We start from the raw sequence: 12,384 nt of genomic DNA on the forward strand, positions 1-12,384 counted from the left end.
ATTAATTAAAAGAGCTTTCTAAATTTTAGAAAGCTCTTTTTTTGTAGTATCAAGAATAATTAACCATTCAATTAAACCATTTCTTCCGGTTTTACCCAAGCGTCAAAATCTTCAGGAGAAACATACCCCAAACGAACGGCTTCTTCTTTAAGCGTGGTTCCGTTTTTGTGAGCGGTTTGGGCAATTTCTGCGGCTTTATAATATCCAATTTTAGTATTTAAGGCCGTAACAAGCATTAATGAGTTGTCTACCAATTCTTTGATGCGTTTATGGTTTGGTTTAATTCCCTGCGCACAGTGTTCGTCAAAAGAAACACAAGCGTCTCCAAGCAAGCGTGCCGATTGAAGAAAGTTTGCAGCCATAACCGGTTTAAAAACATTTAGTTCGTAATGTCCCTGCATACCGCCAACTGCGATTGCCATATCGTTTCCAATAACCTGAGCGCAAACCATTGTTAAGGCTTCACATTGTGTTGGGTTTACTTTTCCAGGCATAATTGAAGAGCCAGGTTCATTTTCCGGAATATGAATTTCGCCAATTCCGGAGCGTGGTCCAGAGGCTAACATTCTAACGTCGTTTGCGATTTTATTTAATGAAACAGCCAGTTGTTTTAAAGCGCCGTGTGTTTCTACTATAGCGTCGTGTGCAGCTAAAGCTTCAAATTTGTTTTCGGCAGTTATAAAAGGATGTTTTGTAAACTGTGCAATATATTCGGCAACTTTTACGTCGTAACCTTTTGGAGTATTTAGTCCCGTTCCAACTGCAGTTCCGCCCAAAGCGATTTCAGATAAATGCGCTAAGGTATTTTTTAAAGCTTTTAATCCAAATGCTAATTGAGCTGCGTAACCTGAAATTTCTTGTCCAAGTGTTAATGGCGTTGCATCCATTAAGTGTGTACGGCCAATTTTTACAACGTCTTTAAACTCCGCAGCTTTTTTTACTAAAGTAGCGTGTAGTTTTTCAATACCCGGAATTGTGGTTTCAACTACCATTTTATAAGCTGCGATGTGCATTCCGGTTGGGAAAGTATCGTTTGATGACTGCGATTTATTAACATCGTCATTTGCTTTGATAAATTGTTCCCCTTCACCAATTTCAAAATCTTTTAGAACCTGAGCGCGGTTAGCAATTACTTCATTGACGTTCATGTTACTTTGTGTTCCTGAACCAGTCTGCCAGATAACAAGCGGAAATTGATCGTCTAGTTTTCCTTCGAGAATTTCGTCGCATACAGCAGCAATAGCATCTCTTTTTTCTATTGGCAGTACTCCTAAATCAAAGTTAGCGTAAGCGGCGGCTTTTTTTAGATAAGCAAATCCTTCGATGATTTCCTGAGGCATCGATCCCGAATTTCCAATTTTAAAATTATTTCTGGAACGTTCTGTTTGTGCACCCCAATATTTATCGGCTGGGACCTGAACTTCGCCCATGGTGTCTTTTTCTATTCTGTATTTCATTTTGTTGTAAATATGTTGTTTGTAAAATGTATTTTGTTAAGTGTGTGAAATGTGAGTTACAAATTGTAAATTTTTTCGGTAAATGAAAGGCGGGTAACACTGATTTACTTCGTAATACGCTGATTGAAACGGATTTTTTATTTTAGGGTTTAAAATTTTTTGAATACGAATCCTAGCCCCGATAGGAGTGGAAATCCTTTTGTGTTTTTTCTTTGAAAACATAAAAGATTGCAGCGGATAGCGGGAAAGAGCTCCTGAAAATACTCATGTTATTCTAATTTAGATAGTTGAATAATTTGCCGAAAAGAAAGCTTATTTAAAATGAGTATAAATATACGTATAAATGTTATTTCATGAAAATTGATTTAGATTTTATTGCTGAGGAAGAATATATAGCCTACATTTGTCGTAACATTCAAAAATTCCGGAAAACATGTTTGAATTTTCACAGTACTTAGGCTTTTTACTTTTCTTAACCATACTAACTATAGGGTTTTGGTTAATGTTTTTCTTAGTTGGTTTCGTATCTTATTGGGTTACGGGAGCTAGCTGGGAAATGTTCAAAGAAAAGAGAGCTAAAAAAAGACAAGAAGAACAATCAGTTAAATATTAATTGATTTCATAAAAAAGGACCCGTGAAAACGAGTCCTTTTTTTTATGGCAAAAAATAAATTTCAAAAAAATAGAATCCCCAATTCCAATTGATTAACTCTCATTGGAATTGGGGATTTTTTAGTATTGCAAATTAACTTATGTTAACCTGGAAATTCTCCGCCGCCTTCTCCGCCGCCTTCATTTCTAGGCTGTGCATTTTTATCTCTTTCGCTTTTAGGTTTGTTGAAACGATACGTGAATGATAAATTGAACTGACGTTTACGAAACTGCATTTCGCTGTATGATTTTTGACTTTCAAGCGTAGTATCATTTTGAAGATACGTATAGGATCTCATGATTCTTGAATTGAAAATATCACTGATATTAAAAGCAATAGTAGCTTTGTCTTTTAAGATATCTTTACTGAAAGCCGTATTCATTGAAAACTGATCCAGGTTTTTACCTTGTGCCGTTTTTTGCTCACCGTTGTAAGTACCGTTTAACTGCCAGTCAATTTTGTATGGCAGTGAGATTTTTGAATTCATTCTCGCAAACCAAGTGTTGGCTTGATTATTTAGATTTTGTACAACCGAATTGCCTTGTGTATCAATATAAGTATTCTCTCCAGTTGTTTTTACGTTGTAAAGGTTGAAGTTACTGTTTAATTTCCACCATTTAAACGGAGTATAATTGAATGTAAATTCGAAACCATACTTCTGCTCTTTTCCTAAGTTAATAGGACGGCTTAGAATAACAGGAATTCCGTCTACATTGTCACCGTTTGGGGTTCTAACAAAGCTGAAAACATCTTTTGTGTCTTCAAAATAAGCCGAAGTACTAAAAGTTACTTTATCCCATCTTTTAATATATCCTACATCATATTTATCTGTCAATGATGGATCTAAGTCCGGATTTCCCTGAAAAATATTAATGTTACTTGAATAGTTAAGTGCCGGATTCATAAAACGTCCTCTTGGTCGTGTTAAACGTTTACTATAGCTGGCAGTCAAGTTGCTTTGATCTGAAATTTCATAGCTGATAAAAGCACTTGGAAAAAGATTGTTATATTTTTTGGTGTTAAATACACTGTTGTCTAATAAATTAACTTCGATATTGGTGTCTTCCCAGCGTAAACCAAATAAGTAAGAGAACTTATTTACCTTTAAACCGTATTGCGCATAAAGTGCATTGATGTTCTCTTTGTACTCTAAAGTGTTTGATTTGGATGGATCTATAACATAGTTTCCATCTATTAAATTAGTAACGTTGTATTCGTTGTTCAAATCTCCAAAGCTTCCTTTATAACCTGCTTCAAACTGACTTCCTTTTCCTAATGGCAGCACATAATCAGCTTGCAGTAAAACTTGTTTCTGAACCTGATCGTTTAGAGTGGTATTAAAAGTTGGCGAGGCTGTAATAACACCATCACTGTCATCAGTGTTTCTGGAAATAGATAAATCGGCAGTAAGTTTATGTCCTTTATCGTTGAAATTTTTGATTAAGTTCGAAGTGAACTCTATGTTTTCGCTTCCAGTATCGGTATTGTTTAAGCGGTATGTACTTCCTGTAAAAGCGCGTGCAGCATCAAAATTGTTATAATTGATCAGGTCTTTATCTTCTCCTGTATTTTTTTGATAATTAATAGCGTTTGTCCAGAATGTAGTAGGGGTAATTGACCATTCAACACCGGCTCTGGCATTAAAACCATCTCTAATTCTTTTTGTATCACGATCTTCGTCTAAATAACCTTTAGGCGATCCATCAGCATTATAATAAGAAGTATTCGTTAAACCACCGCCTTCATTGGTTCTGTAGTTGTAACCGGCAGTAGTGAAGTAGTTTAATTTTTCGGTTTTGTAATTTACGTTGGCACTTACACCATACGTTTCAGGAAGCCCTGTTGAAGCAATAAAAGTTCCGTTGAAACCTTGATTTTTACCTTTTTTAAGAACAATATTAATGATTCCTGATCCACCTTCGGCATCATAACGTGCAGATGGATTAGTGATTACTTCTACTTTTTCGATTGCATCTGCAGGAAGCTGACGCAGTGCTTCGGCAACATTAATGGCTTGTGAAGGTCTTCCGTCAATTAAAATGCGGATATTGTCACTTCCTCTTAAACTTACATTTCCTTCAGAATCCACTGAAACTGATGGAACGTTGTCTAAAACGTCACTTACTGTTCCGCCTTTTACCATCATATCCTGACCAACGTTGTAAACTTTTTTGTCAAGTTTTATTTCGACTGTCGATTTTTCGGCACGAACCACAACTTCATTCAGCTGTGCAGCATCTTCGGATAAGTTTATAACACCTAAATTAGTGTCGTCCTGTATGCTTTTTTGTTTAATTTCAGTAGATTTAAACGAAATGAATTCTACTTTTATATCATAAGTTCCCGGAGCAACGGCAACTTCAAATTCTCCTTTAGGGTTGGTTATACCGCCTGCAATAACTTTTGTGTCATTTGGAGCCATGATCGAAATAGTAGCATATTCAAGAGGTTGTTTGCTTACTTTTTCAAAAACTTTTCCGGTAACCTTAACCTTGTTTTTTGCAGGTGGTCCCTGTTGTGCGTAGTTGTAAAAGCCTGTGAAAAATAGCACAAGCATTACAGCAAAATTGATTTGTTTCATTTTTTTCTGGTTTCTTTTTCTTTTTAGACGGCAAATGTACCTTTTGGTTTAAAGAGAAAGATCACAAAAAAATGTTAACAGTCTATTTTAGAATCAGTCTAAAAAAGAAGCGACTTTATCTAAATCCCTTCCAATGATAGCTTTTCCGTCTTTTACAACAATAGGTCTTTCAATCAAAATGGGATTATCAATCATGGCCTGAACGATTTCATCGTTGCTTAAATCTTTTCCTTTATAATTTTCAATCCAGATTTTTTCTTTTGTTCGGATTAATTCAATTGGTTTTAAATCCAGTTTTTTAAGAAGCTCTTTCAGCTCATCAAAAGTTGGAGTTTCTGTTAAATAAGGAATTATTTCATACTCTTGTTTTGTGTCTTCAACAAAAGCCAGACAATTTCTTGATTTTCCGCAGCGTGGGTTATGGTAAATTTGTATCATTTTCTTATATTTAAAGTCTACTAAATATATTTATTAAAAATAGCATTTTAGTAAAGACAAAAATAAGACTTACTATTTAAATTAAAATCTCATTTCAAAACTTTAATTATATGTTTTTAGAACAAGGAATTAACCCCGAAAATAAATTTTGGAAATATCTTATAGGATCGGTTTTTATTATCACAGCCTCATTTATTGGTCAAATTCCTTTTTCAGTGGCAGTCCTTCTTAAAAACTTCAAGGATAAAAAAGGGTTTCCAACGGATAATGATGCTGCATTAAAAATATTTGAACCCAATTTAACTTTGTTTTTGGTGATGGTTTCGTTTCTTTTTGCCTTTGCCGGGATTTATTTTGTGGTGAAATATCTGCACAATCAAACTTTATTATCAGTAACAACTTCACGGCCAAAAGTAGATTGGAGCAGAGTTGTTTTTTCTTTTGTTATATGGTCGGTATTCTCTATTGTAAGCTTTTTTGTTCTTTATTTTCAATCTCCTGAAGAGTTTGTATTAAATTTTAAACTGATTCCGTTTTTGATATTAGTTCTTGTAGGTACAATTTTAATACCTATTCAAACCAGTACGGAGGAATATGTTTTTAGAGGATATTTAATGCAGGGATTTGCCAATCTGGCCCGCAACAGATGGTTTCCTTTGATGATGACTTCAGTAATATTTGGATCAATGCACATTCTAAATCCTGAAGTAGAGAAAATGGGATATGTTATTATGGTGTATTATATAGGAACAGGATTATTCCTTGGAATTATTACCTTAATGGATGAAGGAATGGAACTGGCTTTAGGATTTCATGCCGCAAATAATCTGATTGGAGCTTTACTTGTTACTTCAGACTGGTCTGTTTTTCAAACGCATTCTATTTTTAAAGATATGTCGGAGCCTTCTGCTGGCTTCGATGTGATTTTACCAGTCGTTATTGTGTATCCAATTTTACTTTTTATTTTCAGTAAAAAATACAATTGGACAAACTGGAAAGAGAAATTAACCGGAACAATTGACGAAAAAAATAATGAAACAGCAGAATTTTTAAACTTAAACTAAAAACGTTATGCCAAACTTAACTCATAGAAACGTACATAATTATTTTAAACTGGACGGTTATCATTTAAACGCCGCCGATTTGTGCCGAATTGCCTATAGTTTTATTAAAGAAGGAGATGCTCACGAACGTTCAATGGGTGAATTTTTTCTGGATTGGTTCGATCATAAAGACTATATCGAAATGACAACTTCTGGAACTACAGGCCTTCCTAAATTAGTAAGGTTAGAAAAACAGGCTATGATTCAGTCTGCATTGGCTACAGGAGATTTCTTTGGATTAGAACCAGGAAATAAAGCTTTATTATGTCTTCCAACGCAATTTATTGCCGGAAAAATGATGCTCGTGCGAAGCTTAATTTTAGGATTGGAATTGGATGTTGTGGTTCCAAGTACTGAACCTTTGGCTTACAATAACAAGCAATATGATTTTGTGGCTATGGTTCCGTTACAGGTTCAAAATTCAATTGAAAAACTGGGAAACATAAAAAAACTGATTATTGGCGGTGCCAAAATGGATAGTGCCCTCGAAGTAAATTTGCTTCCATTAAAGAAAACAGAGATTTATGAAACCTACGGAATGACGGAAACGATTACTCATATTGCGGCTAAAAAAGTGGGTGAAAGTGCTTTTTCGATTCTGCCAAATGTGAAAATTGAAAAAGATGACCGAGGCTGTCTGGTCATTTACGTGGCTTCGATTTCTGAGGAACCAATTGTAACCAATGATTTAGTTGATTTAGTAAATGAAAACCAATTTGTTTTTCTGGGAAGAATTGACAATGTAATTAATAGTGGAGGAGTGAAGTTGATTCCGGAACAGATTGAAGCGAAATTAACGGGCAGAATTACAAATCGTTTTTTTGTAACCGGAGTTCCTGATACAGCTTTAGGAGAGAAACTAATTTTAGTAATCGAAGGAGAGAAATATGATTTTTCAGCAGACTTTTTTGATGTTTTAGGAAAGTTCGAAAAACCAAAAGAAATTGTTTTTGTTCCGAAATTTAAGGAAAATGAAAACGGGAAGCTGCTTCGAAAATCTAGTTTAGTTAAATAAACTTTTTTAATGCTTTTATTTATGTAAGAAAAATTAGATATATTTAATTTGTGTTAATTTCAAAAACAGATAACTATGGAATTTCTTCTAAATCTTCCAAATGTTCAATTGCTTGGTAAAAATGAACTAAAACAAATAAAAAGGTGGTAAACCTCTTACTGCACCACCTACTTGTGCTAATATACCATCATTTTGTTTGGTTTCACCAGATATGTGTCCGGTGTAGATTCAATCTTAGTTATGATATAAAAAAAAGCCTTTAGAAAATTAAATCTAAAGGCTTTTTTGTATTATCTAGTAAGTTATTATTCTTTAATTACTGTTGCTTTGCGTTCCAAAAGTGCCATGTAAAATCCGTCAAAACCAGATTCTGATGCCAGTATTTTACGATCCTGAACAAACGTAAATTCTTTTCCAATATCTGTTTTTAAGAATTTTTCTACTTGTTCTTGATTTTCTGATGGTAAAACAGAACAAGTTGCGTAAACCAATTTTCCGCCTGGTTTTACAATTTTAGAATAGCTTTCTAAAACCTCGCTCTGAACTTTACGAATGTTATCGATAAATTCCGGCTGTAATTTCCATTTAGAATCTGGATTTCTTTTTAAAACTCCTAAACCGCTGCAAGGTGCGTCAATTAAAACACGGTCTGCTTTTTCATGCAGTTTTTTGATCACTTTTGTAGTGTCAATAATACGGTATTCGATATTAAAAGCGCCATTTCTTTTTGCTCTTAATTTCAATTGTTTTAGTTTGCTTTCGTACAAATCCATTGCAATCAATTGTCCTTTGTTTTCCATTAAAGAAGCAATGTGTAATGTTTTTCCACCTGCACCTGCGCAAGTATCTACAACACGCATTCCTGGTTTAACATCAAGAAAACCGGCTACTAATTGTGAGTTAGCATCCTGAACCTCAAAAAGTCCTTGCTTAAAAGCGTCTGTCAGAAATACGTTTGCTCTTTCTTTTAAAACTAAAGCTTCAGGCTGATCTTTTAAATATTCTGTTTCAATATTTAAATCCATCAACGTATTTCTCAGGTTTTCTTTAGTTCCTTTAAGTGTATTGGTTCTTAAAATAACTTTAGCAGGCTGGTTTTGAGCAGCAATTTCTTTTGCCCATACTTTTTCTCCAAGTTCTTTTACGCCTAATTCATCCATCCAGTCCGGAATAGATTCTTTTAATGCTCTAACTTTTGAAAGTTCGTCAAAACGACCTTTTATTTTTCTTTCCGGAGTTCCTTCCAATTGTCTCCAATCCGGAATTGGATATCCTCTTAAAACCGCCCAAACCGCAAACATTCTCCACAAATTGTCTCTGTCGAAAGGTTCTTTTACTTCGGCAATTTCTGCGTATAAACGTTTCCAGCGAACAATTTCATATATCGTTTCAGCAACAAATTTCCTGTCAGAACTTCCCCAACGCTTGTCTTTTTTTAATGCTCTGGCTACCACTTTGTCTGCATATTCTCCTTCATTGAAAATTGCATTCAAAGAGTCGATGGTAGTATAAACTAAATTTCTGTGTAATCTCATTTCTAATATTTGAGCTGCAAAGGTACTATTAATTGATTGAAAGTTAAATTTTTAATTAGGATTGTTGTTTTACTTTCATTCTCAAAACAAAAAACACTCTGATAAAGTTTAAAAGAGTGTTTTGTAAATAGATTTCTGCAAGCAGTTTTTATTTTGTTATTCTTGTTAGTCCGATATTTTCAGGAGCGTGAAGCACCATTGGGAATTTTTCTATTTTTACCGAGCTGCTATCTAAGCCAAAAGCTCTTTCTTCAGATAAACTCAGTTTTTTAATGAAGAAATAGGAGTTCATGATAATATTTTCGTGCCATCTCAAATCATTATCGTTAGATAAGAATTTTTCAGACAATACAAATTTGAAATCTCCAATAATATTGTTTTTGTTTAATGATTCGTAACGGCTGGTAATATCTACTTCTCCGCGTTTTACCATATCACGAATTACTTCTCTAAACATTAAATTGATTTTTGTAGGCTCTCTAAAACCTAAATTAAAATCGATTCTATAAATATCGTCTTTAGCAATTTCGGTAACTTTATATTGTGTTTTATAAGGTTCAGTAAGAATGTTTACGTGTACAAACCAATAAATATCGGCTCTTTTTGGACGTTTTTGTAAAATAGAATAAATCACTTTTTCCTCCAGTTCATCAACACGATTTGCATTGGTCATATATACCAAATGTGTGGCATATTTAGGAATCGATAAGTCTTCACTTAATTCCATTAAAACCTTTTTGTAATCATCAATTTTGATGACTTTAGTATAGTTTTTATTGATTTTCTTAGCTAAATACCAAATCGTCATGATCGAAATAAGTAAAGAAGCAATGATTAATGTTACATAACCGCCTTCTGCAAATTTTGTGATATTGGCAATAAGGAAACTAAATTCGATCAATAAATAGATAGTGATAAGCGGTACCATAAAGTACAGTTTAACACGTTTCATAATTAAATAATAATTCAGCAGAATGGTCGTCATGATCATGCATAAAATAATGGCAAGACCATAAGCATGCTCCATATTTCCTGATTTTTCGAAGTGTAATACGATTCCAACACAACCAAAAAACAACAGCCAGTTAATTGACGGAATATACAATTGTCCTTTAACTTCAGTAGGATATTTAATTTTTACTTTAGGCCAGAAATTTAAACGCATTGCTTCGTTGATCAAAGTAAATGATCCGCTGATAAGTGCCTGAGATGCAATTACTGCTGCTAAAGTTGCCACTACAATCCCAAATGGTAAAAACCAATGCGGCATAATAAGGTAAAATGGATTTCCATTTTCTCCTCCTAATTGCTGTAATGTACTTCCTTCATGATGAATTAAATACGCTGCCTGACCAAAGTAGTTTAATACTAAAGTTGTTTTTACAAACATCCAGCTGATTCGAATATTTTTTCTTCCGCAGTGTCCCATATCTGAGTACAAAGCCTCAGCTCCGGTTGTACATAAAAATACAAAACCAAGCACGAAAAATCCGTCAGGATGAACTGAAAGCAGGTGATAAGCGTAGTAAGGATTTATAGCTTTAACAACTTCTGGGAAATGTATAATTTGTATAACACCCAAAGTACCAAGCATAGCAAACCAAATCAGCATCATTGGAGCAAAAAACTTTCCAACAAGCTTGGTTCCAAATTGTTGTATGGTAAAAAGTATAAAAAGAATTGTAATAACAATGTACACGATAGTCTGTGTTTTCATTGTGGGATAAAACGCCCTGATTCCTTCAACAGCTGATGAAATCGAAATTGGCGGTGTAATAATACCGTCGGCAAGCAAAGCACTTCCTCCAATTATGGCGGGCACAATAAGCCACTGAATTTTAGTTTTCTTGACTAAGGCATATAATGCAAAAATACCACCCTCGCCATGATTATCAGCGCTTAAGGTAATAAGAACATATTTGATTGTAGTTTGTAATGTTAGAGTCCAAAATACACACGAAATACCTCCCAAAACAATATCGGCATTAATAGTATGATTGCCAAGTATGGCTTTCATTACGTATAATGGAGAAGTACCAATGTCTCCATATATTATCCCTAATGTTATCAATAAACCCCCTATAGACAACTTACTATGTAAGTTTTTATGCGATGCGCTCATGTATATTTTTAATAAAAGACGGTTGCAAATTTACTGTTTTAAAACAAATTAGCGTCAATTATAATTAAAAAGATAAAAAAAAGCACAATCCCCAAATTGTGCTTTTAATTTTAAGTAAAAATTGAAATATTTAAATTATCCTCTTCTCCCGCCTCCTCTAGAATTTGAGCCGCTTTCTCTTTGCGGCTGACTGTTTCCTCTTGACTCCTGGCTGGCACGAGGAGATTCAGAACGTTGTGTATTTTGAGGTCTTGCTGTATTTGATCTGCTTTCTGAGTTTCCTCTGCTTTCAGAATAGCTTCTTGGGGCTTCAGTTCTTTGAGCAGGTGCCGCAGATGCAGGTCTGTTTGTGCTGCCTCTGTTTTCAGAATAACTTCTTGGTGACTCACTCGCCGGTGAAGATGTTCTGTTCGTATAATTTCTGTTTTCTGAATTTCCTCTTGGAGCAGTGGTGTTTGAATTGTTTCTTCCGCTTGTTCTTGGAGTGTTTTCAGTTCTTGGCGTGGTTACAGCAGGACTATTTTCTCTATTAGTTACACGATTTGTATTGTTGTAGCTTCTGTTTGTATTTGATCTGTTATCAGTATAATTTCTATTTTCAGCAGAAACTCTTCCTGAATTTGATCTGTTAGAGTTGTATGTGTTTTGAGATCTGTTAGATTCTCTGCTTGCCACTCTTCTTTGATCTAAATCATATCTGTTACTTACATTTGAATGTCTTTGGGCAAAACTATAGTTTGGTCTCATTCTTTCGTAGCCATAAGTGCGTCTTGTTTCATAAATAACCGGAGCTCTGTAACTTCTTCTGGTGTTTACATAGTTATAGCTGTTGTGAACATTGATACATACATTTATGTTATTTCTGTATCTGTAAACAGGATAAGGTGTCCATGCACTATAATAAGTAGGGTAATATCCCCAATACCATGTAGAATAGTAAGGTCTGTAATTTGTAACCCAAAATGAAGTATAAATTACCGGAGCAACGCTGTAAACGGGTTCGTAGATATAGTTTTCCCCATACAAATAAGTGTTACCTACAACCTGAACGCTTACTTTGTTGTAGGTGTCCCTTTCTACGTCAATTGTAGCAACGTCCTGATAAACATCACGATCTAAAACTGCTTGTATGATTACAACGTGAGTTCTGTCTTCTACAGACTCAATTACACGTAAATAATCTACTTCGTTGTCACCGTTTAAGTCAAGGTTAGAAATTTGATATTTAGGATCATTTAATCTTCTTTCAAAATCCTGAAGATTTGCAGATTCTCCAAACATAGAAGCAACTGCTCTTAAATCTAAATTATCGCTTATATCAGAGTTTTTTGCATAAACAGTAGTTTGATTTTGCGCGGCACAAGAACCAAAAACTAATGCTGTAATTGCTATTAAAAGTAGTTTCGTTTTCATGATAAAATCATATTAAATTATTTGTAATATGAGATATCCAATTACTGTGCCACAAATTTTTTTAATGG

The 12,384-nt window shown here is 34.3% G+C and carries 9 protein-coding genes; 3 read left to right on the plus strand and 6 right to left on the minus strand.

What is annotated here, in order from left to right:
- Positions 1-71 precede the first annotated feature (71 nt).
- Positions 72-1,457 carry a class II fumarate hydratase gene (gene fumC / locus L1276_RS14695; protein ID WP_253789023.1) on the minus strand — a complete coding sequence of 462 codons (1,386 nt, stop codon included), beginning with the start codon at positions 1,455-1,457 and terminating at the stop codon, positions 72-74.
- Between the two features lie 433 nt (positions 1,458-1,890).
- On the opposite strand from fumC, the gene L1276_RS14700 reads away from it, so the two are divergent.
- Positions 1,891-2,070, plus strand: coding sequence for a hypothetical protein (locus L1276_RS14700; protein ID WP_056202312.1), 180 nt, complete (start codon positions 1,891-1,893; stop codon positions 2,068-2,070).
- A 142-nt stretch (positions 2,071-2,212) separates the two neighbouring features.
- Here L1276_RS14700 and L1276_RS14705 read toward each other — a convergent pair whose 3' ends face one another.
- A complete protein-coding gene (locus tag L1276_RS14705) occupies positions 2,213-4,690 on the minus strand; it encodes an outer membrane beta-barrel family protein (protein ID WP_253789025.1) in 2,478 nt (825 codons plus the stop codon).
- Between the two features lie 93 nt (positions 4,691-4,783).
- The gene (arsC, locus tag L1276_RS14710) at positions 4,784-5,128 is read right to left on the minus strand and encodes an arsenate reductase (glutaredoxin) (protein ID WP_253789027.1); all 345 of its coding nucleotides are present in this window, start codon (positions 5,126-5,128) and stop codon (positions 4,784-4,786) included.
- Between the two features lie 110 nt (positions 5,129-5,238).
- Here arsC and L1276_RS14715 point away from each other — a divergent pair, with 110 nt between their 5' ends.
- On the plus strand, positions 5,239-6,192 hold the full coding sequence (locus L1276_RS14715) for a CPBP family intramembrane glutamic endopeptidase (protein WP_253789029.1): 954 nt from the start codon (positions 5,239-5,241) through the stop codon (positions 6,190-6,192).
- Positions 6,193-6,199: 7 nt separating this feature from the next.
- Entirely contained in the window at positions 6,200-7,246 is a 1,047-nt protein-coding gene (locus L1276_RS14720; protein WP_253789031.1) for an AMP-binding protein, read from the plus strand.
- Between the two features lie 305 nt (positions 7,247-7,551).
- Here L1276_RS14720 and L1276_RS14725 read toward each other — a convergent pair whose 3' ends face one another.
- From L1276_RS14725 to L1276_RS14735, 3 genes are all read right to left on the minus strand, one after another.
- Positions 7,552-8,781, minus strand: coding sequence for an RsmB/NOP family class I SAM-dependent RNA methyltransferase (locus tag L1276_RS14725; protein WP_253789033.1), 1,230 nt, complete (start codon positions 8,779-8,781; stop codon positions 7,552-7,554).
- Positions 8,782-8,929: 148 nt separating this feature from the next.
- A complete protein-coding gene (locus L1276_RS14730) occupies positions 8,930-10,903 on the minus strand; it encodes a KUP/HAK/KT family potassium transporter (protein WP_253789035.1) in 1,974 nt (657 codons plus the stop codon).
- A 135-nt stretch (positions 10,904-11,038) separates the two neighbouring features.
- Positions 11,039-12,316, minus strand: coding sequence for a hypothetical protein (locus L1276_RS14735; RefSeq protein ID WP_253789037.1), 1,278 nt, complete (start codon positions 12,314-12,316; stop codon positions 11,039-11,041).
- Positions 12,317-12,384: the final 68 nt, after the last annotated feature.

Source organism: Flavobacterium sp. HSC-32F16 (assembly GCF_024171645.1).
GTDB lineage: Bacteria > Bacteroidota > Bacteroidia > Flavobacteriales > Flavobacteriaceae > Flavobacterium.

Excerpts from the sequence above, each read along its gene's own strand:
- fumC (WP_253789023.1), bottom strand. The coding sequence starts at position 1,457 with ATGAAATACAGAATAGAAAAAGACACCATGGGCGAAGTTCAGGTCCCA.
- L1276_RS14700 (WP_056202312.1), top strand. The coding sequence starts at position 1,891 with ATGTTTGAATTTTCACAGTACTTAGGCTTTTTACTTTTCTTAACCATA.
- L1276_RS14705 (WP_253789025.1), bottom strand. The coding sequence starts at position 4,690 with ATGAAACAAATCAATTTTGCTGTAATGCTTGTGCTATTTTTCACAGGC.
- arsC (WP_253789027.1), bottom strand. The coding sequence starts at position 5,128 with ATGATACAAATTTACCATAACCCACGCTGCGGAAAATCAAGAAATTGT.
- L1276_RS14715 (WP_253789029.1), top strand. The coding sequence starts at position 5,239 with ATGTTTTTAGAACAAGGAATTAACCCCGAAAATAAATTTTGGAAATAT.
- L1276_RS14720 (WP_253789031.1), top strand. The coding sequence starts at position 6,200 with ATGCCAAACTTAACTCATAGAAACGTACATAATTATTTTAAACTGGAC.
- L1276_RS14725 (WP_253789033.1), bottom strand. The coding sequence starts at position 8,781 with ATGAGATTACACAGAAATTTAGTTTATACTACCATCGACTCTTTGAAT.
- L1276_RS14730 (WP_253789035.1), bottom strand. The coding sequence starts at position 10,903 with ATGAGCGCATCGCATAAAAACTTACATAGTAAGTTGTCTATAGGGGGT.
- L1276_RS14735 (WP_253789037.1), bottom strand. The coding sequence starts at position 12,316 with ATGAAAACGAAACTACTTTTAATAGCAATTACAGCATTAGTTTTTGGT.